The 22,214-nt window shown below is 66.5% G+C and carries 21 protein-coding genes and 1 riboswitch; of the genes, 8 read left to right on the top strand and 13 right to left on the bottom strand.

The features are described 5' to 3' along the window. Positions 1 to 49 precede the first annotated feature (49 nt). From urtB to A4F85_RS22755, 6 genes are all read left to right on the top strand, one after another. Positions 50 to 964 (top strand): urea ABC transporter permease subunit UrtB, encoded by a 915-nt coding sequence (gene urtB, locus A4F85_RS22780; protein ID WP_013800106.1) that lies wholly within the window; start codon positions 50 to 52, stop codon positions 962 to 964. Positions 965 to 1,036: 72 nt separating this feature from the next. Beyond that, positions 1,037 to 2,239, top strand: coding sequence for an urea ABC transporter permease subunit UrtC (gene urtC, locus A4F85_RS22775; protein WP_063327768.1), 1,203 nt, complete (start codon positions 1,037 to 1,039; stop codon positions 2,237 to 2,239). 19 nt (positions 2,240 to 2,258) lie between these two features. Beyond that, positions 2,259 to 3,002 (top strand): urea ABC transporter ATP-binding protein UrtD, encoded by a 744-nt coding sequence (urtD, locus tag A4F85_RS22770; protein WP_012202162.1) that lies wholly within the window; start codon positions 2,259 to 2,261, stop codon positions 3,000 to 3,002. 20 nt (positions 3,003 to 3,022) lie between these two features. Further along, the gene (urtE, locus tag A4F85_RS22765; protein WP_012202163.1) at positions 3,023 to 3,712 is read left to right on the top strand and encodes an urea ABC transporter ATP-binding subunit UrtE; all 690 of its coding nucleotides are present in this window, start codon (positions 3,023 to 3,025) and stop codon (positions 3,710 to 3,712) included. Positions 3,713 to 3,748: 36 nt separating this feature from the next. Further along, positions 3,749 to 4,978 carry a formamidase gene (gene fmdA / locus A4F85_RS22760; RefSeq protein WP_063327767.1) on the top strand — a complete coding sequence of 410 codons (1,230 nt, stop codon included), beginning with the start codon at positions 3,749 to 3,751 and terminating at the stop codon, positions 4,976 to 4,978. Positions 4,979 to 5,024: 46 nt separating this feature from the next. After that, positions 5,025 to 5,384 (top strand): FmdB family zinc ribbon protein, encoded by a 360-nt coding sequence (locus A4F85_RS22755; protein WP_012202165.1) that lies wholly within the window; start codon positions 5,025 to 5,027, stop codon positions 5,382 to 5,384. Positions 5,385 to 5,454: 70 nt separating this feature from the next. Here A4F85_RS22755 and A4F85_RS22750 read toward each other — a convergent pair whose 3' ends face one another. From A4F85_RS22750 to A4F85_RS22730, 5 genes are read right to left on the bottom strand one after another with little or no spacing between them, the layout of a single operon-like run. After that, on the bottom strand, positions 5,455 to 6,201 hold the full coding sequence (locus A4F85_RS22750; protein ID WP_012202166.1) for an amino acid ABC transporter ATP-binding protein: 747 nt from the start codon (positions 6,199 to 6,201) through the stop codon (positions 5,455 to 5,457). Further along, positions 6,188 to 6,841, bottom strand: coding sequence for an amino acid ABC transporter permease (locus tag A4F85_RS22745; RefSeq protein WP_063327766.1), 654 nt, complete (start codon positions 6,839 to 6,841; stop codon positions 6,188 to 6,190). The genes A4F85_RS22750 and A4F85_RS22745 overlap by 14 nt, the downstream gene beginning before the upstream one ends. Continuing rightward, on the bottom strand, positions 6,838 to 7,566 hold the full coding sequence (locus A4F85_RS22740) for an amino acid ABC transporter permease (protein WP_063327765.1): 729 nt from the start codon (positions 7,564 to 7,566) through the stop codon (positions 6,838 to 6,840). The genes A4F85_RS22745 and A4F85_RS22740 overlap by 4 nt, the downstream gene beginning before the upstream one ends. A 31-nt stretch (positions 7,567 to 7,597) precedes the next feature. Continuing rightward, complete coding sequence (locus tag A4F85_RS22735) at positions 7,598 to 8,404, bottom strand: transporter substrate-binding domain-containing protein (RefSeq protein ID WP_063327764.1); 807 nt, start codon at positions 8,402 to 8,404, stop codon at positions 7,598 to 7,600. Then, a complete protein-coding gene (locus tag A4F85_RS22730) occupies positions 8,401 to 9,192 on the bottom strand; it encodes a FadR/GntR family transcriptional regulator (RefSeq protein WP_063327763.1) in 792 nt (263 codons plus the stop codon). Before A4F85_RS22730 ends, A4F85_RS22735 begins: the two co-directional genes overlap by 4 nt. A gap of 277 nt (positions 9,193 to 9,469) precedes the next feature. Continuing rightward, a riboswitch (S-adenosyl-L-homocysteine riboswitch) is annotated at positions 9,470 to 9,596 on the top strand. A 27-nt stretch (positions 9,597 to 9,623) separates the two neighbouring features. Here A4F85_RS22730 and metH point away from each other — a divergent pair. Next, positions 9,624 to 12,380 (top strand): methionine synthase, encoded by a 2,757-nt coding sequence (gene metH / locus A4F85_RS22725; protein WP_231890598.1) that lies wholly within the window; start codon positions 9,624 to 9,626, stop codon positions 12,378 to 12,380. 184 nt (positions 12,381 to 12,564) lie between these two features. Here metH and A4F85_RS22720 read toward each other — a convergent pair whose 3' ends face one another. From A4F85_RS22720 to A4F85_RS22700, 6 genes are all read right to left on the bottom strand, one after another. Further along, positions 12,565 to 12,936: a DUF2195 family protein gene (locus tag A4F85_RS22720; protein WP_026062624.1), complete on the bottom strand. Its 372-nt coding sequence runs from the start codon at positions 12,934 to 12,936 to the stop codon at positions 12,565 to 12,567. Between the two features lies 1 nt (position 12,937). After that, the gene (locus A4F85_RS29845) at positions 12,938 to 13,444 is read right to left on the bottom strand and encodes a tlde1 domain-containing protein (RefSeq protein ID WP_082848242.1); all 507 of its coding nucleotides are present in this window, start codon (positions 13,442 to 13,444) and stop codon (positions 12,938 to 12,940) included. A gap of 323 nt (positions 13,445 to 13,767) precedes the next feature. Next, positions 13,768 to 15,111, bottom strand: coding sequence for a glycerophosphodiester phosphodiesterase family protein (locus tag A4F85_RS22715; RefSeq protein WP_063327762.1), 1,344 nt, complete (start codon positions 15,109 to 15,111; stop codon positions 13,768 to 13,770). 171 nt (positions 15,112 to 15,282) lie between these two features. Continuing rightward, complete coding sequence (locus A4F85_RS22710) at positions 15,283 to 15,969, bottom strand: GntR family transcriptional regulator (protein ID WP_063327761.1); 687 nt, start codon at positions 15,967 to 15,969, stop codon at positions 15,283 to 15,285. Further along, positions 15,966 to 17,306 carry a C4-dicarboxylate transporter DctA gene (locus A4F85_RS22705; RefSeq protein WP_063327760.1) on the bottom strand — a complete coding sequence of 447 codons (1,341 nt, stop codon included), beginning with the start codon at positions 17,304 to 17,306 and terminating at the stop codon, positions 15,966 to 15,968. Before A4F85_RS22705 ends, A4F85_RS22710 begins: the two co-directional genes overlap by 4 nt. A 318-nt stretch (positions 17,307 to 17,624) precedes the next feature. Beyond that, positions 17,625 to 18,938: an MFS transporter gene (locus A4F85_RS22700; protein WP_012202177.1), complete on the bottom strand. Its 1,314-nt coding sequence runs from the start codon at positions 18,936 to 18,938 to the stop codon at positions 17,625 to 17,627. 164 nt (positions 18,939 to 19,102) lie between these two features. On the opposite strand from A4F85_RS22700, the gene argE reads away from it, so the two are divergent. Beyond that, positions 19,103 to 20,266, top strand: a complete 1,164-nt coding sequence (gene argE / locus A4F85_RS22695; protein ID WP_063327759.1) for an acetylornithine deacetylase — start codon at positions 19,103 to 19,105, stop codon at positions 20,264 to 20,266. Positions 20,267 to 20,288: 22 nt separating this feature from the next. On the opposite strand, the gene A4F85_RS22690 is transcribed toward argE, so the two are convergent. Together A4F85_RS22690 and A4F85_RS22685 are read right to left on the bottom strand one after the other, a co-directional pair. Then, positions 20,289 to 21,320 carry a cyclase family protein gene (locus A4F85_RS22690; protein ID WP_063328061.1) on the bottom strand — a complete coding sequence of 344 codons (1,032 nt, stop codon included), beginning with the start codon at positions 21,318 to 21,320 and terminating at the stop codon, positions 20,289 to 20,291. A 92-nt stretch (positions 21,321 to 21,412) separates the two neighbouring features. Beyond that, positions 21,413 to 22,135 carry a DsbA family oxidoreductase gene (locus A4F85_RS22685; RefSeq protein WP_063328060.1) on the bottom strand — a complete coding sequence of 241 codons (723 nt, stop codon included), beginning with the start codon at positions 22,133 to 22,135 and terminating at the stop codon, positions 21,413 to 21,415. Between the last annotated feature and the right edge of the window lie 79 nt (positions 22,136 to 22,214).

Here is a 22,214-nt window from a genome sequence, read left to right as displayed (position 1 = left end):
GTGAACCGTTTCCCCCTCTCCCGATTGGCTTGCGCGCAGGAGCAGCACCATGAGTTTTTCCGACATGATGAACATCGGCCTGATGCAGGGCTTCGCGGGGCTGAGCCTGTTCGCCGTGCTGCTGCTGATGGGCCTGGGCCTGGCCATCATCTTTGGCCAGATGGGCGTGATCAACATGGCGCATGGCGAGTTCATGACCATCGGCGCCTACACCATCTACCTGGGCTCCACGCTCACGGCGCAGCACGCGCCCGAGTTCATGCCCTACTACTTCCCGCTGGCCATCGTGGCCGCCTTCCTGTTCGCCTTCGCGGCCGGCTGGCTGGTGGAGTGGGGGCTGATCCGCCACCTCTACAAGCGCCCGCTGGACACGCTGCTGGCCACCTGGGGCGTGAGCCTGGCGCTGCAGCAGTGCTTTCGCACCTTCATCGGACCCAAGGAAGTCAGCCCCACCCTGCCTGACTGGCTGATGGGCTCGTGGGCGCCGGCCGAGGGGCTGGACATTCCCATCAACGGCCTGTTCGTGCTGGCGCTGACCGCGGTGGTCACGGCCGGCGTGCTGATCGCGCTGCACAAGAGCCGCTGGGGCCTGCGCGTGCGTGCCACGGTCAGCAACCGCGTGATGGCCAATGCCATCGGCATCGACACCAAGAAGACCGACCGCCTGACCTTTGCCATCGGCTGCGGCATCGCAGGCGTGGCGGGCGCGGCCTTCACCACCATCGGCTCCACCGGCCCCACCTCGGGCTCGCTGTACATCGTGGACGCCTTCCTGGTGGTCACCTTCGGAGGCGCGGCCAGCCTGCTGGGCACCGTGGTCTCGGCCTTCGGCATTGCGCAGACGCAGTCCATCACCGAGTTCTTCCTCGCGGGCTCCATGGCCAAGGTGATCACGCTGTCGCTGATCGTCTTCATCCTGATGCTGCGTCCCCAGGGCCTGTTCGCTTCCAAGGTGCGGCGCTGATCCCGGCGCCGGCCCTGTCCACGAATTCCCCCGCGTTCCCCCGATTTCCCCTGAGTTCACCGGAGTCATTCCATGCAAGCCCTCAAAGCCTGGATACAGCGCTACCAGCTCGCCAGCCTGGTGCTGCTCACCGTCCTGCTGGCGGTGGTGCTGCCCCTGGCGCTGGACATCTTCCGCCTCAACCTGGTCGGCAAGTACCTGACCTATGCCTTCGTCGCCATCGGCCTGGTCATGGTCTGGGGCTATGGCGGCGTGCTCAGCCTGGGCCAGGGCGTGTTCTTCGGCCTGGGCGGCTACGCCATGGCCATGTTCCTGAAGCTGGAGGCGTCCGACCCCATCAGCACCAAGATCCAGTCCACGCCCGGCATCCCCGACTTCATGGACTGGAACCAGCTGACCGAGCTGCCCTCGTTCTGGCTGCCCTTCAAGAGCCTGCCGTTCTCGCTGGCCGCCGTCATCGCCGTGCCCACGCTGCTGGCCTGGCTCATCAGCTTCGCCATGTTCAAGCGCCGCGTGGGCGGGGTGTACTTCGCCATCATCACGCAGGCCGTGGCGCTGATCGTCACCGTGCTCATCATCGGCCAGCAGGGCTACACGGGCGGCGTCAACGGCATGACCGACCTCAAGACCCTGTGGGGCTGGGACACGCGCACGGACAGCGCCAAGTACATCCTCTACTACGTCTGCGTGGCCCTGCTGATCGGCGCCATCGTGCTGTGCCGCTGGATACAGACGGGCAAGGTGGGCACCCTGCTGCTGGCCATGCGCGACAAGGAAGACCGCGTGCGCTTTTCCGGCTACGACGTGGCCAATTTCAAGGTCTTCGTGTTCTGCCTGGCCGCTGCGCTGTCGGGCGTGGGCGGCGCGCTGTTCACGCTGCAGGTGGGCTTCATGTCGCCCAGCTTCGTGGGCATCGTGCCCTCCATCGAAATGGTGATCTACGCCGCCGTGGGCGGGCGCATGAGCCTGGTGGGCGCCGTGTACGGCACGCTGCTGGTCAACGCGGGCAAGACCTATTTCTCGGAGAGCTTCCCGGATCTGTGGCTGTTCCTCATGGCGGGCCTGTTCATCGGCGTGACGATGGCCTTCCCGATGGGGCTGGCCGGCCTGTGGGAAAGCCGCATCGTTCCCTGGTGGAACAGCCGCCGCAAGGGCACGGCACCTGGCGCAGCGCCTGCCGCAGCGCAGGGAGCCCAGGCAGCACCTGCCCCGGCTCCGGCCGCCACCAAGCCCACGTCCGCCATGTCCGAAGGCATGGGCCGCCAGGGCGCCTGAACCACAGCGGGAGCACACCATGAGCAATACCGACTTCACGCTGGCCGTGGAAGACCTGACGGTCTCCTTCGACGGCTTCAAGGCCATCGACGCGCTGAACCTGTACATCGACAAGAACGAGCTGCGCGTCATCATCGGCCCCAACGGCGCGGGCAAGACCACGCTGCTGGACCTGATCTGCGGCAAGACCCGCGCCACGGCCGGCAGCATCAAGTTCAAGAACGAGGAACTCACGCGCATGGCCGAGCACAAGCGCGTGCGCCTGGGGATCGGGCGCAAGTTCCAGACGCCGTCCATCTACGAGAACCTGTCGGTCTTCCAGAACCTGGAGGTCTCCTACCCGCAAGGCCGCTCGGTCTTCGGCGCGCTGGCCTTCAAGTGCACGGAGGCGGTGCGCGATCGCGTGCAGGCCGTGGCCGCCGACATCGGCCTGGACGAGCGCCTGGACACCGAGGCCGGCCTGCTCAGCCATGGCCAGAAGCAGTGGCTGGAGATCGGCATGCTGCTCATGCAGGAGCCCGAGCTGCTGATGCTGGACGAGCCCATCGCCGGCATGAGCGCCCGCGAGCGCGAACTGACGGCCGAGCTGCTGCAGCGCATCTGCAAGAACCGCTCCGTCATCGTCATCGAGCACGACATGGAGTTCGTGGCGCGCATCGCGCACAAGGTCACCGTCATGCACCAGGGAAAGATCCTCGCCGAGGGTCCCATGGACAAGGTGCAGGCCGACCCCAAGGTCATCGACGTCTACCTCGGCCACTGAGGCACGCACAAGGAATTCACATGCTGCAAGTCAAGGATCTGTACGTGGCCTATGGCCAGAGCGAGGCGCTGCACGGCATCAGCTTCGAGGGCCGCGAGAACGAAACCGTGGCCATCATGGGCCGCAACGGCATGGGCAAGACCACGCTGTTCAAAAGCCTGATGGGCGTCATGCCCGCCAAGAGCGGCCAGATCACCGTGGCCGGCCAGGACGTCACGAAGGACGAGAGCTTCCGGCGCGTGGCCAAGGGCATTGCCTACGTGCCCCAGGGCCGCATGATCTTCCCCACGCTGACCGTGGAAGAGAACATACAGACGGGCCTGGAGAACGCGAAGACGCGCCAGGTGCCCGACGACATCTACGCCCTGTTCCCCGTGCTCTGGGACATGCGCCGGCGCAAGGGCGGCAACCTCTCGGGCGGGCAGCAGCAGCAGCTGGCCATTGCGCGCGCCCTGGTCACCGACCCCAAGGTGCTGCTGCTGGACGAGCCCACCGAGGGCATACAGCCTTCCATCATCAAGGACATCGCCAAGGCGCTCAACGAGATCCGCAAGCTGCGCCGCATCACCATCGTGGTCAGCGAACAGGTGCTTTCCTTCGCCATGGATGTGGCCGACCGGCTGTTCGTCATCGAGGGCGGGAGATTGGTACATGAAACCGCGCGTGCCGATACCGACGAGCAGCGCATCAAGTCCTACCTCTCCGTCTGATCCGTTTTTTCCCACTGCCATCGCAAGGAGCACACCATGGCCGAAACCCTGATCAAGGTCGATCTCAACCAGTCCCCCTACGACAACCCGCAGGTGCACAACCGCTGGCATCCCGACATTCCCATGGCGGTCTGGGTGGAGCCGGGCGCGGAGTTCAAGCTGGAGACCTATGACTGGACCGGCGGCGCCATCAAGAACGACAACAGCGCCGAAGACGTGCGCGACGTGGACCTGTCCACCGTCCACTTCCTGTCCGGCCCCGTGGGCGTGAAGGGCGCGCAGCCCGGCGACCTGCTGGTGGTGGACCTGCTGGACATCGGCGCGCGCGACGACAGCCTCTGGGGCTTCAACGGCTTTTTCTCCAAGCAGAATGGCGGCGGCTTCCTGGACGAGCATTTCCCGCTGGCCCAGAAATCCATCTGGGACTTCCACGGCATGTTCACCAAGAGCCGCCACATCCCCGGCGTCAACTTCGCAGGCCTCATCCACCCGGGACTGATCGGCTGCCTGCCCGACCCCAAGATGCTGGCCAGCTGGAATGAGCGCGAGACCGGCCTCATCGCCACCGACCCCGACCGCATCCCCGGCCTGGCCAACCCGCCCAACGCCACCACCGCCCACATGGGCCAGATGCAGGGCGAGGCGCGCGACAAGGCCGCCGCCGAAGGCGCACGCACCGTGCCGCCGCGCGAGCATGGCGGCAACTGCGACATCAAGGACCTCTCGCGCGGCTCGCGCGTGTTCTTCCCCGTCTACGTGGACGGCGCGGGCCTGAGCGTGGGCGACCTGCACTTCAGCCAGGGCGATGGCGAGATCACCTTCTGCGGCGCCATCGAGATGGCCGGCTGGGTGCACATGAAGGTCTCGCTGATCAAGGGCGGCATGGCCAAGTACGGCATCAAGAACCCCATCTTCAAGCCCAGCCCCATGACGCCCAACTACAAGGACTACCTGATCTTCGAAGGCATCTCGGTGGACGAAAAGGGCAAGCAGCACTACCTGGACGTGACCGTGGCCTACCGCCAGGCCTGCCTGAACGCCATCGAGTACCTGAAGAAATTCGGCTACAGCGGCGCCCAGGCCTACTCGCTGCTGGGCACGGCGCCCGTGCAGGGCCACATCAGCGGCGTGGTGGACGTGCCCAATGCCTGCGCCACGCTGTGGCTGCCCACGGAGATCTTCGACTTCGACATCAATCCCACGGCCGAGGGACCACAGAAGATCATCACGGGCGGGGTGGACCTGCCCATCGCCCAGGACAAGTAAGCCCGGCATACGACACCCGCCATCCACCATCCGCCAGAGGCCGCCCATGCCCACCTATGACTACCACTGCACCGCATGCGGCGGCTTCGACGCGCTGCGCAGCCTCTCGCAGCGCAACGAGCCCGCGCCCTGCCCCAGCTGCGAGGCGGCCTCGCCCCGCGTCTTCGTCAGCGCCCCGCGCCTGGCCTGCACCAGCCCCGAACAGCGCCGCGCCCATGACACCAACGAGCGCGCCCGGCACGAGCCCAGGCGCTCACGCGATGTGGCCGAGGGCAGCTACGCGCGCATGCGCCACCCTTCGGGCTGCGGCTGCTGCAGCGGCGCCAGCAAGCGCGGCTCCACGGTCACGGCGCCCAACGGTGCCAAGACCTTCCCGACCAAGCGGCCCTGGATGATCAGCCACTGACCGCGGACCCTGCGCCGCACCAATGACAAAGGCCCGCGACGCGGGCCTTTGTCCTGCCTGGGCGTACCGCTCAGTGCACGGCGCCGATGAAGCCCGCCAGCTCCGGCGTCTGCGGGTTGGCGAACAGCTGCTTGGCCGGGCCGCTTTCGTGGATCAGGCCCTGGTGCATGAACACCAGCTGGTCGCCCACGTCGCGGGCAAAGCGCATCTCGTGCGTGACCATGATCAGCGTCATGCCCTCGGCGGCGAGCTGCTTGACAACGGCCAGCACCTCGTTGACCAGTTCCGGGTCCAGGGCCGAGGTGATCTCGTCGCACAGCAGCACCTTGGGCTGCATGGCCAGCGCGCGTGCAATGGCCACGCGCTGCTGCTGGCCGCCGCTGAGCTGGTCGGGGTAGCTGTCGTACTTGTCGCCAAGGCCGACCTTGGCCAGCATCTGGCGCGCCAGCGCCGCCGCCTCGGGCTTTTTCACGCCCTTGACCACGGTGGGCGACAGGGCCACGTTCTCGCCCGCCGTCAGGTGGGGGAACAGGTTGAACTGCTGGAACACCATGCCCACGTTCAGGCGCAGCGCGCGCAGCTGGGCGGGCGAGGGCGCGCTGCCCTCCGAGCCCTTGAGCACGGCGTCGTCCACCACGATCTGGCCGGACTGGATGGCCTCCAGCCCGTTGATGGAGCGCAGCAGCGTGCTCTTGCCCGAGCCGCTGCGGCCGATGATGGCCACCACCTGGCCGCTGTCCACGCTCAGGTCCACGCCCTTGAGCACATGGTTGTTGCCGTAATGCTTGTGAACGGCGCGCACATCAACGAGCGGCATAGAGTTTCTTCTCCAGATGGGATGCGTAGAGGGACAAGGGCCAGCACAGCAGGAAGTAGCCTGCGGCGACCAGGCCGTAGATGAGGAAGGGCTGGAAGGTGGCGTTGGCCAGCATGGAGCCGAGCTTGGTCAGCTCGCTGAAGCCGATGATCGAGGCCACGGCCGTGCCCTTGATGATCTGTACCGAGAAGCCGACCGTGGGCGCTATCGACAGGCGCAGCGCCTGCGGCAGCACCACATGGCGCATCTGCTGCAGGTAGCCCATGGCCAGGCTGGAGGAGGCTTCCCACTGGCCGCGGGGGATGGACTCCACGCAGCCGCGCCAGACCTCGGCCAGGTAGGCGCTGGTGTACAGCGTCAGGCCGATGGCGGCCGCCGTCCAGGGCGAGATGTCCAGGCCGGCCATGGACGAGCCGAAGAACACGATGAACATCTGCATCAGCAGCGGCGTGTTCTGGAAGGCCTGGATATAGGCCTTGGCCAGGCGGCGCAGGTTCTGGCTGCGGCCCACGCGGGCGAACAGCACCAGCAATCCGGTGGCGCCGCCCAGCACGAAGGCCAGCAGCGACAGCGCCAGCGTGGCCAGCAGGCCTTCGGCCAGCTTGGCCAGGATGGGCAGCAGGGGAATGTCGGCAATCATGCGGCGTCTCCGGCGGTGGTTGCAGGTGCAGCAGGTGCAGCGGGCAGGGTTGCACGCGGCGTGCGGCGGCCCACCACGAAGCGCTGGCCTATCCAGGCCAGCAACTGGCGCAGTGCCAGGGCCAGCACGAAGTACGCCGCCGTCACCACCAGGTAGGTCTCGAACGCGCGGAAGTTGCGCGACTGGATGAAGTTGGCCGCAAACGTCAGGTCCTGGGCGGCGATCTGCGAGACCACCGAGGTGCCCAGCATCACGATCACGATCTGGCTGCTCAGCGAGGGCCAGACCCGCTGCAGCGCAGGGCGCAGCACCACATGGCGGAAGACCGCCCAGCGGCCCATGCCCAGCGCGCCAGCGGCTTCCAGCTGGCCGCGCGGCGTCTCCTGGATGCCGGCGCGCACGATCTCGGTGATGTAGGCGCCCAGGTTGATCACCGTGGTCAGCAGGCAGGCCTGCCATTCGTTGATCTGCACGCCCAGCGAAGGCAGGCCGAAGAACACGAACATCAGCTGCACCAGGAAGGGCGTGTTGCGTATGCCCTCCACGTACACCTTGAACAGCCAGTGCAGCGGCGCAATGCGCCAGGCGCGGCTGACGCCGCCGGCCACGCCGATGGCGCCGCCCAGCACGGCGCCCGCCGCCGTCAGCGCCAGCGTGAAGCCTGCGCCCTGTGCCAGCAGGCCGCTGTAGTCGAACACGGCACCGAAGTCGAATTGATAGGCCATGGAAGGATTTCCGGGAACAGGGGCGCAGCGGTTACAGGGTGGCGGGCAGCGGCATCTTCATCCAGCGCTGGGACAGGCTGGTCAGGCGGCCGTCGGCCTTGAGCTTGGTGATGATGGCGTCCACCTTCTGCAGCAGCGCCGGCTCGCCCTTGGCCACGCCGATGTAGCAGGGCGTGTCCTCGACCGCGAACTTCACGTCCAGCTGGCGCAGCCTGGTGCGCTCGTTGACGGCGTTGGCCACGATGTTGCCCAGCGTCACCAACTGCACCTGGCCCGTCAGATAGCTTTGCGCGGTGGCGTTGTTGTCCTCGTAGCGCTTGATGGTGGCCGAGGCCGGCGCCACCTGCGTGAGGGCCAGGTCCTCGGTGGAGCCGCGCGTCACGCCCACGGTCTTGCCGGCCAGGTCGGCAGGGGCCTTGATGCTCACGTCCTTGGGGCCGTAGACGCTCTTGGGGAAGGGCGCATAGGCCTGGGTGAAGTCGATCACCTTGGCGCGCTCGGCGTTCTTGCCCAGGCTGGAGATGACGATGTCGGCCTTGCCCGTGGTCAGGAAGGGGATGCGGTTGGTGCTGGTCACGGGCACCAGCTCCACCTTCACGCCCAGCTCCTGGGCGACCAGGGCCGCCATGTCGATGTCATAGCCCTGCAGCTTCAGGTCGGTGCCCAGCGAGCCGAAGGGCGGGAAGTCCTGCGGAATCGCCACGCGCAGCACGCCGGCCTTCTGGATGTTGGCCAGCATGTCGGCATGGGCTGCGCCGCCCAGGCCGGCAGCGGCCAGGGTGGCGGCGGCCAGGGCGGTGCGGATGAATGCGCGGCGGGGTGTCAGGGGGGAAGTCATGCGAAAGCTCCTTCGGAAGGTGGGGTGAGGCGAAAGGAAAGCGGGTCAGGGTCGGGCGCAGATGTATCGGGCGCCGTTGCGTCGGGCGCCGCCGCGTCGTCCGGTGTGTCGAGATCGATGCCGCTGCGCCTTGCGGCCGACAGCAGGTGGGCGCGCATGGCGCCCGCGGCACCCGGCGCATCGCCCGCGCAGACGGCCTGCACGATGGCGTCGTGCTCGCGCACGGGCTGGTCGTCGGCGCCGCTCCAGGCAAAGGGCAGGCGCAGGCTGTGGCTGATGGCCAGCTCCAGCTGGCGCGCCATGGCCACCAGGCCCGGGTTGCCCGACAGCTGGGCCAGCAGCAGGTGGAACTGCAGATCGGCGTCGGCGGCGGCCAGCAGGTCGCTGCGGGCGAGGGCATGGGCCAGCTGGGACTGGGTCCATTGCAGCTGGCGCAGGCCGCTGTCGTCGGCGCGCACGGCCGCCAGCGCGGCCCAGCCCGGCTCCAGCACCAGGCGCAGCTCGATCAGCTGGCGCGGCGACAGCGTGCCCAGCGCCGGGGTGGCATAGGCGCGGTGCATGCGTGCACGGCCGCTGTGCGGGCCGTTGATGCGCACGCCCTTGCCCGGCTGGATCTCGACCAGCCCCAGGGCCTCCAGCATGGACAGCGCCTCGCGCAGCGAAGCGCGGCTGATGCCCAACTGCCGGGCCAGCTCGCGCTGCGGCGGCAGCTGGCTGCCGCCGGGGTAGTGGCCGCTCAGGATGTGCTGCTGCAGCGTCTGGGCCATCGAGATCGGAATGCTTTGCATGGGCTGGCGCGGGTGGAGGGTTTTGGCCTGACTGGTCAGACCACGTACCCAGCAGATAGCGAATTGCGTGCCAGATGCAAAAAAAGGAGCGTTGTCCTCAGGCGCTGCAAAGAATCCGGGGCGATGGGGCATCCACAATCCGGCTCGAAGGCGGCGCCGGCGGCCCGCGCTGCCGCGCTTTGGTGCAGTGCCGCATGGCTTTGTGCAGGCCTGCCCCGAATGCGGGCGTAAAACCCGCACTGCAGGCCGCCGCCAGCCGCCGTAGAATCCCGGGCTTTGGCCCGAGGAGCGTTGCAGCGCGGCACCCGCCCATCCGTACACCGGATCGCGTGCCGCGTCAGGCTTGGGCCAGGTGCAGGTTCCCGGCCGGACCGCGCCCACGGTGCCAACGACGCTCACCTGTTGCCATGCCGTTTTTGCAGGTGAGCTTGATGTCGTCCTCTTTCACTCCCCCTCCCATGCGTCTGTCGGGCCTGGAGCCTGTCTCCATCGGCGAGGGCACGCTGTTCGTCAACGTGGGCGAGCGCACCAACGTCACGGGCTCCAAGGCCTTTGCGCGCATGATCCTCAACGAGCAGTACGAGGAAGCGCTGTCCGTGGCACGCCAGCAGGTGGAAAACGGCGCCCAGGTCATCGACGTGAACATGGACGAGGCCATGCTCGACAGCAAGGCCGCCATGGTGCGCTTCCTGAACCTCATCGCCTCCGAGCCCGATATCGCCAAGGTGCCGGTCATGGTGGACAGCTCCAAGTGGGAAGTCATCGAGGCCGGACTGCGCTGCCTGCAGGGCAAGGGCATCGTCAACTCCATCTCCATGAAGGAAGGCCTGGATGAATTCAAGCGCCAGGCCCGGCTGATCAGGCGCTACGGCGCGGCCGCCGTGGTCATGGCCTTCGACGAGAAGGGCCAGGCCGACACCTACCAGCGCAAGATCGAGATCTGCGAGCGCGCCTACCGCATCCTGGTGGACGAGGTGGGCTTCCCGCCCGAGGACATCGTCTTCGACCCCAACATCTTCGCCGTGGCCACCGGCATCGAGGAACACGACAACTACGCCGTGGACTTCATCGAGGCCGTGCGCTGGATCAAGAAGAATCTGCCCGGCGCCAAGGTCTCGGGCGGCGTCTCCAACGTGAGCTTCAGCTTCCGCGGCAACGACCCCGTGCGCGAGGCCATCCACACCGTGTTCCTGTACCACGCCATCTCGGCGGGCATGGACATGGGCATCGTCAACGCCGGCATGGTCGGCGTCTATGACGACCTGGAGCCCCAGCTGCGCGAGCGTGTGGAAGACGTGGTGCTCAACCGCCGCCCTGACGCCGCCGAGCGCCTGCTGGAGATTGCCGACGCCGCCAAGGGCGCCGCCAAGGACGACAGCAAGAAGCTCGAATGGCGCGGCACGCCCGAGAACCCGAAGACCGTGGGCGAGCGCCTGTCGCACGCCCTGGTGCACGGCATCACCGACTTCATCGTCGCCGACACCGAAGAGGCCTACCAGCAGATCGTGGTCAAGGGCGGCGGCCGCCCGCTGCACGTGATCGAAGGCCCGCTCATGGACGGCATGAACATCGTGGGCGACCTGTTCGGCGCCGGCAAGATGTTCCTGCCCCAGGTGGTCAAGTCGGCGCGCGTGATGAAGCAGGCCGTGGCCCACCTCGTGCCCTACATCGAAGAGGAAAAGCGCCAGCAGGAAGCGGCGGGCCTGGACGTGTCCAGCAAGGGCAAGATCGTCATCGCCACCGTCAAGGGCGATGTGCACGACATCGGCAAGAACATCGTCACCGTGGTCCTGCAGTGCAACAACTTCGAGGTCATCAACATGGGCGTGATGGTGCCCTGCCATGAGATCCTGGCCCGGGCCAAGGCCGAGGGCGCGGACATCATCGGCCTGTCGGGCCTGATCACGCCCAGCCTCGAAGAGATGCAATACGTCGCCGGCGAGATGCACAAGGACGACTACTTCCGCATCAAGAAGATTCCGCTGCTGATCGGCGGCGCCACCTGCTCGCGCGTGCACACCGCCGTCAAGATCGCGCCCAAGTACGAAGGCCCCGTGGTCTACGTGCCCGATGCCTCGCGCAGCGTCAGCGTGGCCCAGAGCCTGCTGGGCGAGAACAAGGGCAACTACCTGGCCGAGATCCAGGCCGACTACGACAAGGTCCGCACCCAGCACGCCAACAAGAAGAAGACGCCGCTGTGGCCACTGGCAAAGGCCCGCGCCAACGCCACGCCCGTGGACTTTTCCCAGGCCCCCGTGGCGCCGCGCGCCCTGGGCCGGCGCGTGTTCCGCAACTTCGACCTGGCCGAGATCGCCGAATACATCGACTGGGGCCCGTTCTTCCAGACCTGGGACCTGGCCGGCCCCTATCCGGCCATCCTCGACGACGAGATCGTTGGCGTCGAGGCGCGCAAGGTGCTGGCCGACGGCCAGGCCATGCTCAAGAAGATCATCGAAGGCCGCTGGCTGCAGGCCAACGGCGCCATCGGCCTGTTCCCTGCCAACCGCGTGGGCGATGACATCGAGTTCTACGCCGACGAGTCCCGCAGCCAGGTGCTGATGACCTGGTACGGCATGCGCCAGCAGACCGAAAAGCAGATGGTGGAAGGCCCGGATGGCCAGCCCGTGATGCGCCCCAGCCGCTGCCTGTCCGACTTCGTGGCCACCAAGGAATCGGGCATCCAGGACTACGCGGGCCTGTTCGCCGTCACGGCCGGCATCGGCGCCGAGAAGAAGGACAAGGAGTTCGAAGACGCGCTGGACGACTACTCCGGCATCATGTTCAAGGCCCTGGCCGACCGCCTGGCCGAGGCCTTCGCCGAATGCCTGCACCAGCGCGTGCGCAAGGACCTGTGGGGCTATGCGCCCGATGAGGACCTCAGCAACGAAGCGCTGATCAAGGAACAGTACAAGGGAGTGCGCCCCGCGCCCGGCTACCCGGCCTGTCCCGACCACAGCGCCAAGACCGACCTGTTCGCCGTGCTCAAGGCCGACGAGATCGGCATGACGCTGACCGAAAGCCTGGCCATGAACCCGGCCTCCAGCGTCAGCGGCTTCTACATCGGCCACCCCGACGCCGTCTATTTCAACGTCGGCGAGATCGGCGAGGACCAGCTCGCCGACATGGCCGCGCGCCGGGGCATGGACATCGAGGAACTGCGCCGGTTGCTGGCGCCGAATCTCGCCTGATATTGGGTTGACCGCTGGCTTGGCTACGCCGGTCAGGCGTGCGATTTTTCGCTATTTTGGACAAAGACATTCATCTTTGACTGGAATAGCGGACAGGGCGTGCCAGCGGCGCAGGCAGTCGATCAGAAGATGTGATCCGGCTGAGCGTTCAAGCGCGCGCCGATGCTGCCGGGGCCAGGATGCCCTACAAGGGCCCGGTGCACGCCAGCCGAACCCGCACCTCCTTGTTGGCGACCAGGGCCGGGTCGGTCGCAAGGACGAGTTTTCTCTCCCCCCCGCTGCCCAGGTCGATCAGGCCTTCCTGCAGTACCTGCCGGACGCCCCCTCGGTTCACGCTGCTCGTGTAGGTCGCCAGAGCCGAAAGGCATCCGCACTCTCCAATCGATTTGCGCAGTTGAACACGGGTGTTCGCCCACACCACATTGGACTCTGTGGAAGTCTTCGTCGCCGTGATCGACACGCAGGCTGAAAGATCGTTCTGAAACGTTATCTGGTCGGCATGGGCAGCAAAGGCGGATCCGCCGAACAAGGCAGACCATATTAAAAATCGAGCCATGCTATGCACGTGTGCCTCCGTTTGTCACTCTTGCCGGGACGTAATTGACTTTCAGGATGAAATAGCTACGTGAACTGGACTTCGCCTTCGACCGAAGAATCGGGAAGAATCTATGCTCAACCTCAATACAGCCGTGGCTGAAGCCTTTGGTTGAATCATGCAGATAAAAGCCGCTGCGAACGGGGTTGCAAGCGATGCGCGTTTGAGCGTCGGCGGGCTCCATCCGTGCCCGGTTCTGCCCCCAGTTTGCCCAATAGGCTTCGCAGCTGCCAGCGGTAGCTCCGCGTGGAATCGTCTGGACTCCCCATCCGGGAGAAAGGTTGCATCTTCCCGCACCGTCGTCCTTCGCCGCCCCACGATCGGTGACGAGCACCTTGTACACCCCCTCCGGAATTGGTCCGCTGTCTTTGATGCACTGATTTTCTGGCATTTGAAAACCTGGAAGTCCTGTCGTTGCCTTGAAGCTACCGGAACCATTCCATGTCAGCTTTTGCCCATCAAACTCCATATCTGGTATCACAAACTGTCCCTCCAATTTTCTAAAGTCGCATCAGTCGAATTTCTCGGTAACCACGGTTTGATGCCATCCAGATTTATAAGCTTCATCTGGATCAGAGATCGGGGCAGCTTAATGCGCTTATTGCCTCGGAGGCAAGTTGGAGGGAACGTGTTTTTGCGACATGCTGTAACGATCTTGTATACCAATTCGCTGCAATTGCATTCAGGTATACCTGATTGCCATGGATGAGGGCGCCTGAATATGCCCACTGCCAGGGTCCAAAAAAACAAGGCGCACGAGGCGCCTTGTCATGGGTCAGCGGGATGGGAGTTTCAGAGCCCGATTTCCTTGTTGTACGCCTTGCGCGCCGCCACGGCCGTGTCCGTGAAGTCGGTGAACACGCCGTCGATGCCCAGGCGGTAGTAGGTCAGGTATTCCTGCACGGGGTCGCCCTTGTACAGGCCGGCCAGGCGGCCTGGCTCGTTGCGGAAGGTGAAGCTGTGCACGATCAGGCCGGCCTTGTGGGCGTCGCGGATCAGGCCCGTGTCCTTGACGGTGTTCACGTCCTTGAGGCCGGCGCCGTCCTTGTAGGGCACGACGGAGTGGGCCAGGACCTGGGGCTTCCAGGGGCCGATGCCGTCTGCATAGGTCTTGATGTCGGCCAGGCCTGCGGGCGTGAGCATGGCGGCGAAGGTGCGGGCGTCGCCGGCCAGGGTCCAGCTGTAGGGGCGGCCGCTGATGAAGGTCCACTCATCGTTGGTGATGTAGACCATGGAGCCGTCGCGCAGGCTGAAGTCGTTGCCGTCGATCAGCTGCACACCCTTGGCCTTCATGCCGGCCTGGCGCAGGTACTTGAGGCTGGCCGGGTCGAAGCTCTGGATGTAGATGGCCGAGTCCTTGGCGTTGAGCTTGTTCTGGTCCAGCAGCTTGATCACCGCGTCTTCAAACGGGCGCGAGCCGGGCGCGCCGCAGCCGTTGGCGATCGCCTGCTGGTTGTTCCAGTAGGGGTTCTTGGTCTCGGCGTAGACGGGGATGGTGCGGCCCAGGGCCTTGCCCTTGGCGGCGGCGATGTCCAGCACGTCCTGGGCGCTGATCAGGGGCAGCTTGCCGTTCCACTCGGTGGGGCGCTCGCTGCGGTTGTCCAGGATGGTGCCGGTCAGCCAGGTGCGCAGCTCCTGCAGCGTGAAGTCGCTGATGGACCAGTCGTTGCGGTGGTCCTCGCCATCGACCACCAGGGCCTTGAGCACGGACTTGGGATCGTTGGCATCGAGCTGGTCGCTCAGGTATTGCGAGGGGCCGTTGGCAGGTACGGCGGGGTACTTCACGTTGACCAGCACGCCGGCCGTGGTGCGCTGGCGGCGTGCCACTTCGGCATTGGTCTTGGCCACGTCAGCCACGTTGGTGCTGTCGCTGAGCCAGGCGTTGTGGCGGGCGACCAGCTGGCAGTCCTTCGTCATGTGCATGTCGAGTTCGAGCATGTCCGCGCCTGCATCGGCGGCGGCCTCGTAGGCCATGCGCGTCTGCTCTGGGAACTTGCCCGAGAAGCCGCGGTGGGCGATCACCTGGGGCTGCTTTCCGTCGAGCGTGAGGTAGAACGAGCCGCCGTCACCGCCGCAGGCCGTGAGGACTGCAGCCGCGCACAGGGACGCGAGCAGGGGAGTGCGGGAAAAGGACATAGGACGTTGGGTCATATCCGAAGCAGTGGTGGGTTGATGAACGGCGCGCAATGCGCCAACTCAGCAGCGTATGCAGTCAGCCGTGTCGGCACCATGACAGTGCGCCCCCTATGAGCCAGATTGGCGTTTTAGCGACGGTCGGTGGAAATTTGCCGACCCTCCGACACAGGGTTATCCCCCGAACAGGGGCGCCAGCGTGGCGCGCAGGCGGTCGCTGGCGTCGGGCGCCTCGCTCGGGCGGATCTCCAGCGAGCGTTCCACCGTGCCGATGTGCTCCAGCAGCAGGGCCTTGGCGCCCTCGGTATCGCCGCGCTCCAGCGCCTCGACGATGCGCTCGTGCTCGGCGCAGGACTGGCTGGCGCTGTGCGTGGACTGGAACAATGTGGCCGCCAGCGTGGTGCGCGCCGTGAGGTCGCGCAGCGTGAGCGCCAGCAGGCGGTGGCCCATCTGCTCGGCCAGGCAGACGTGGAAGTCGGCCAGCAGGAAGGCGCGCGTGGCCGCGTCGGCGCCGGCAATGGCGTCCTGCTCCTGGGCGATGTGGCGGCGCAGCTGGCCGATCACGCTTTGCATCGGGCGGCCGGCCTCGCCCAGGATGCCGGTCTCGATGATGCGGCGCGCCGCAAAGGCGTCCTGCGCCTCCTCGGCCGAGGGCTGGACCACGTACCAGCCGCGCCGGGGCTGCACCTGCACGAAGCCGCGCGCCTGCAGTTGCATCAGCGCCTCGCGCACCATGGTGCGGCTGACCGCGAAGTTGTCGGCCAGCTCCTGCTCCCCCAGCCGTTCGCCGGGCGCCAGTTTCTGGGCCAGGATGGCTTCGACGACGCGCTCGGCGATGTGCTGGGGGCTTACAGGTGTCATTGCGTTGCAGGGTGGGCAGGAGTCACGGTTGCGGGGACGGCGGCGGCGGAGGGCTCGGCGTCGGGCCCCTGATTGTCGGCCAGGCCGTTGAGCACGGCATGGGCGCGCTCGCGGTCGATGTCACCTTCCCAGGCGGCGATGGCCACGGTGGCCACGCAGTTGCCGATCAGGTTGCCCAGCGCGCGGGCAATGCCCATGAACCAGTCCACCGACAGCACCAGCACCAGGCCGATGGCGGGGATGGCCGGAATCGCATGCAGCGTGGCCGCCAGCACCACGATGGCCGAGCCCGGCACGCCGTGGGCGCCCTTGGAGGTCACCAGCGCAATCGCCAGGATGGTCAGCAGGTCGGCCATGCCGATGGGCGTGTTCGTGGCCTGGGCGATGAACACGGCCGCCAGCGTGATGTAGATGGAGAAGGCGTCCAGGTTGAACGAGTAGCCCGTGGGAATCACCAGGCCCACGGTGGAGTCGCGCACGCCCAAGTTGCGCAGCTTGGCCATGATCTGGGGCAGCACGCTGTCCGAGGATGTGGTGGCAAAGACCACCATCAGCTCCTCGCGCAGGTAGCGCAGCAGCTTGATCAGGCTGAAGCCCGAAAAGCGCATCACCAGGCCCAGCACCACGAAGACGAAGAAGATCACCGCCACGTAGAACAGCAGCACCAGCATGCCCAGCTGCTTGAGCGAGCCGATGCCGTACTGGCCCACGGTGAACGAGATCGCACCCAGCACGCCCAGCGGGGCCAGCTTGATGAGGATGCCCATGATCTTGAACAGCACGTTCGACAGCGTGTCGATCAGCGCATGCACGGGCGCGCCGCGCTCGCCCAGCATGGTCAGCGCGCAGCCGAACAGCACGGCGAACAGCAGCACCTGCAGCACGTCGCCCGTGGCAAAGGCCTGCACCACGGTGGTGGGGATGAGCTTCATCAGGAAGTCCACCGTGCCGCCGCTGGTCAGCTTGTCGGCGTTGCTGGCGTAGGCGCTCATGGCCGAGGCGTCGAGCTTGCTCGGGTCCACGTTCATGCCCGCGCCGGGCTGGAACACGAAGGCCAGCACCAGGCCCAGCACCAGGGCGATGGTGGTCAGCACCTCGAAGTAGATCAGCGACTTGACGCCGACCCGGCCCACGCGCTTGAGGTCGCCTGCGCCCGCGATGCCGTGCACCACCACGCAGAACACCAGCACGGGAATGATCATCTTGATGAGCTTGATGAAGCCATCGCCCAGGGGCTTGAGCTTCACGGCCCATTCAGGGGCCAATATTCCGGCGAGCACACCCAGGATGAGTGCGATCACCACCTGTCCGAACAGTGATCTGGCAAAGCGGCGCATAGTCGTCTTTCGCAAGTTGTGGAATCTTGTATGCAAGTGGATTTACAACTTGCATGCAAGAATGTAGACAAGCGAAACGCGTGCCAGCAGAGGGTATTCCCTGCAGATTTGCGGCACTCCAGAGAGCATCAGCCCTGACTTTTTCTGCATGAAATCCGCCGATGCGGGCGGGCCTCCCCGCCGTGGTGCAGGGCGGGTGGCCGTCATGCCCGCGCATGGTGCGCAGGCGGGTGCGCGGGCGGGGCGCAGGCCCCGTGGCGGGGCATGCGGGGCATGCGGGGCATGCGCGGGCGCGGTGCCTTGCGCACCGCACGGGGATCAGCGCAGGTTGCGCTCCATCGCGCGGTCCTTGATGAAGAAGGCCGCGAACAGGCCCAGCGTCACGCCGAACATCACATAGAAGGCCGGCGCCATGGGCGAGCCCGTGGAGCGGATCAGCCAGGTCACGATGAACTGCGCGAAGCCGCCGAAGATCATCACCGCCACGTTGTAGGCCATGGACATGCCGGCCGAACGCACCTGGGGCGGGAACAGCTCGGCCATCACCGTGCTGAACACGCCGAAGAACACGGCCACGAACACGCAGACCACCAGTTGGGTGATCAGCAGCTTCTGCACCGTGGGGCCGTCCGTCAGCCAGGCATACAGCGGGTAGAGCACGACCAGGTAGCCGATCAGCGAGCCGATGGTCAGCATGCGGCGGCCCACGCGGTCCGACAGGGCGCCGAAGAACGGCATGATCACCACCATCAGCGCGGCGCCGGCCATCTGCACCATGAAGGCATCGCGCATGGGCAGCTTCAGCGTCACCGTGGCATAGGTCACCAGATAGGTGAAGGTGATGTAGATGGACACCGTGGCCGTGACCACCAGGCCCATGCCCACCAGCGTCTCGCGCGCATGCGTGCGCAGCATCTCCATGATGCCGATCTGGCGCGCCTTGCCGCTGGCCTGCGCGGCCTGCATTTCCTTGAAGACCTCGGGCTCCTCCACATGGCGGCGGATGTACAGCGCCACGGGAACGATCAGCAGGCCCACGGCGAAGGGCACGCGCCAGGCCCAGGCCATCAGCTCCTCCTCGGTGAAGATCTCGGTGATCAGCGTGCCCGTGGCCGCGCCGATCAGCAGGGCCAGCATCTGGCCGGCCATCTGCCAGGAACCATAGAAGCCGCGCTTGCCGGGCGGTGCCAGCTCGATCAGCAGTGCCGTGGACGTGCCGAACTCGCCGCCGGCCGCAAAGCCCTGCAGCAGCCGTGCCAGCACGATGAACAGCGGCGCCAGGATGCCCACGGCCGCATAGGTGGGCGCCAGCGTGATCAGCGCGATCGCCACGGCCATCAGGCCCGTCACCATCACCATGGCCGCCTTGCGGCCCTTGCGGTCCCCGTACAGGCCCAGCAGGATGCCGCCCACGGGCCGCATGAAGAAGCCCACGCCGAACACGGCCGTGGTCATCAGGATGCGGTTGATGTTGTCGTCCGGATTGTCGGGATTGCTGGGAAAGAACAGCTTGGCGACGATGGGTGTCATGAAGGCGAACACCAGGAAGTCATACCACTCCAGCGCGTTGCCGATGACGGCAGCCACGATGTTGCGGGTCGAGACGGTTTGCTTGGTCAAAGCAGGGTCCATTTCCGAAAAGGGATTGAAAAGACGGCAGTCACGCCCGGGGCATGGGTCGGCGTGCCTGCCCGGGCCGCAACCCGGGCGTACACTGCTTCGCCATATGCAATGCCTATGCCATGGCCTGCGTCGTCCACGAAGGGCGGCGCAGGCCATGGCGCAGATGGAACCACATGACTACCTGGAAAAACACCCGCGACTGGCTGGAAACACTGGTCGCATTCGACACCACCAGCCGCAACTCCAACCTGGCGCTGATCGAGTGTGTACGCGATGAGTTGGCCACGCTGGGCGTGAGTGCCCGATTGTTCCACTCTCCGGACGGCGCCAAGGCCAATCTCTTCGCCACTTTGCCGGCCCACAACGGCGAAACGCAGGGTGGCATCGTGCTGTCCGGCCATACCGACGTGGTTCCGGTCGATGGCCAGCAGTGGAGCACCAACCCCTTTGCGCTCACCGAAAAGGGCGGGCGCCTGTATGGTCGCGGCAGCTGCGACATGAAGGGCTTCATCGCCGCCTCGCTGGCGCTGGTGCCCGAATTCCTGGCCACGCAGCGCGCCAGGCCCGTGCACCTGGCCTTCTCGTACGACGAGGAAATCGGCTGCGCGGGTGCGCCCGTGATGATCAACCAGCTCAAGGCCGAGGGCGCGCGCTTCGACGGCTGCGTGGTCGGCGAGCCCACCAGCATGCAGGTCGTGGTGGCGCACAAGGGCATCAACCTCTACCGCTGCCGCGTGCACGGCAAGGCCGCGCATTCGTCGCTCACGCCGCGCGGCAGCAATGCCATCGAGTACGCGGCGCGGCTGATCTGTCGCATCCGGGACATCGCCGACCACTTCAAGGCGCACGGCCCCTACGACGAATTCTTCGACGTGCCCTTCACCACCATGACCACCAACCAGATCCAGGGTGGCATCGCGGTCAACACCATCCCCGAGCTGTGCGAATTCGCCTATGAATTCCGCAACCTGCCCGGCATGTCGGTGGATGGCATCCAGGCCCAGGTCGAGTCCTATGTGCGCGACGAACTGCTGCCGCGCATGCGCGCCGAGTTCGCCGACGCGCGCATCGAGATCGAGACCGGCGCCAGCGCGCCCGCGCTGGAAGCCTCGGAAGAAGCCGCCATCACCCAGCTGGTGCGTGCGCTGACCGCCGACCAGGAAAAGCGCAAGGTGGCCTACGGCACCGAGGCCGGCCTGTTCCACAACGCCGGCATTCCCACCGTGGTCTGCGGCCCCGGCTCCATCGAGCAGGCGCACAAGCCCGACGAGTTCGTCGAGCTGGCCCAGCTCGACGCCTGCGAGCGCTTCCTCAGCAAAATGGGCCGGTCGCTCTGAGCCAGGGCGGGGCGCGCCCCGCTCAGCGCACAGGAATGGCGATGGGCCGCAGCGGCGCGGCGTCGCCGCCGCGGATCTTGAGCGGGCCGCCGATGAAGGCGAACTCGTAGACCTTGTCGCGCGACAGGTCGTCCAGCGCCACCAGCTCCATGATGGGCACGCCCTTTTGCGCCAGCAGGTAGCTGTGCAGCGGTACGTAGTCGTCGTCCACCTCGGACGGGAACGTCTCCAGGCTCAGGTTGTCGGCGCCCACGATCATGGCGCCGCCTTCCTCCACCAGGAAGCGTGCGGCATCCAGGCCCAGGCCCGGCGGCTTGGCCATGTAGGCCTGGGGCTGGCCGTACAGCTTCATGCGGCCCGTGCGCACCAGCACGATGTCGCCCTCCTGCAGCGTCACCTTCTGGCGTGCCAGCGCATCCTTGAGGTCCTGGCGCGTGATGCGGTACTGGTCGGGCAGCATCTCCAGGCCCTTGGCGGCCGCCACGTCGATCAGCACGCCGCGCGCCACCAGCGGCGGGAATTTCTCTATGCCCGTGCGCTGCCAGCCCCGGTCGCCCAGATGCTGGTCTGCGCTGAAGCCGTTCCAGATCCTGCCGCGGATGCCGAAGTGGTTGAGCGCATCGATGTGCGTGCCCGTGTGGCTGTACATGGAAAACGCCGTGCCCGTGTAGCTGCGCGTGGCGTTCATGTCCTTGCCCACGTTCATCGGGTCGTCCACCACGGTGCCGCGCGGCGTGTGCGTCATCCAGAACTGGTAGTGCGGATCGCCCGCGTCCTGCCAGCTGGGCATGCCCACGTAGTACTCGGTGGCCAGGTCATAGACCTGCCCGCCCGTGATGCGCTGCAGGATGGCCGCGCGCGAGGCCGGCGTGATCAGGTTCAGGCGGCCGATCTCGTCGGCCGGCCCCCAGGGGCTGGTGCCCACGTCCTGGCGTGCGCCGGCCGGAGGCTCGTGGGCGCCATGGGCCTGGGCCGCGGTGCCCGCGAAGGCGGCGGCCAGGGCGATCACGAGAGAGGGCAGCGCCATGCGGCGAGCGAAGCGTTGGAGAGTCATGCAAGAGTCCTTGGTCTGCTGAAAAAGGGCGCGCATGCCGCGCGCGAGGGAAGGCGGAAAAACGCCGATGAAAAAAGCAAAGACGGGGGCGCTCAGGCCGCCAGGAAGTGCAGCCGTTCGCGCAGCGCAGCCAGCGACTGGGTCTGCAGCGGGGGCAGGCGCGGCGCGATCAGCGTGGGAATGGAGCGCAGGCCCATGCGCTGCGCCAGCGCGCGGTCCTGGCGCACCTGCTCCAGCGCCTGGGCGCCTTCCATGCAGCCCGCGAAGGCATTGCGCTCGAAGCCTGTGCGCGTGGCGATGTCCAGCAGCACTTCGGCGTCGCCGATGTTGCGGTGCTCGCTCATGTGGGCGTGCTGGATGGCGTCGAACAGATCCCAGTGCGCGTCATCGCCGCCCAGGATCTGGGCCGCCTGGCAGGCCAGTGCGCCGGCCATGCCGCTGGGGTACTCGAAGGCCTCGCGGCGCATGCCCTCGATGTCGATGCGGTCCTCGTCGTCATGCTCCGCGCAGGCCTGCCAGTGCTCCAGGATGACCTGCTTGGCGCGCTCCATGGAGCCGAAGGCCGCCACCATCTCGGCGCGCGAGGCCTGCAGCACGAAGCTGCGGTGGCGCACGCGCAGGCCCAGCTCGCGCGCCACCTGGCGCAGGCGTGGCGACATCACGTAGCACCAGCCGCAGACCACGTCATGGAAGAAGTCGATGGCGGGGGCGACGGCGGGCGCCGCAGCAGGCGCCGCCTGCAGGGCCTGCCGCGGCGAGGGGGCCGCCGCATCTTGCGCGGGCAGGGCGCAGGAAAAATCATTGCATTGCGTCATGCTTGTGTCCTTCATGGCTGTGATGGACGGCAAGCGTAGGCCGCAGGCCCGGCGCGAAAAAGGGGCGTGCGCTTGAGGA

This window comes from Delftia sp. GW456-R20 (assembly GCF_001622915.1).
GTDB classification, from domain to species: Bacteria; Pseudomonadota; Gammaproteobacteria; order Burkholderiales; family Burkholderiaceae_C; genus Comamonas; species Comamonas acidovorans.
Note: the sequence above shows the minus strand (reverse complement) of the source record. Positions and strands in the feature narration are given on the sequence as shown.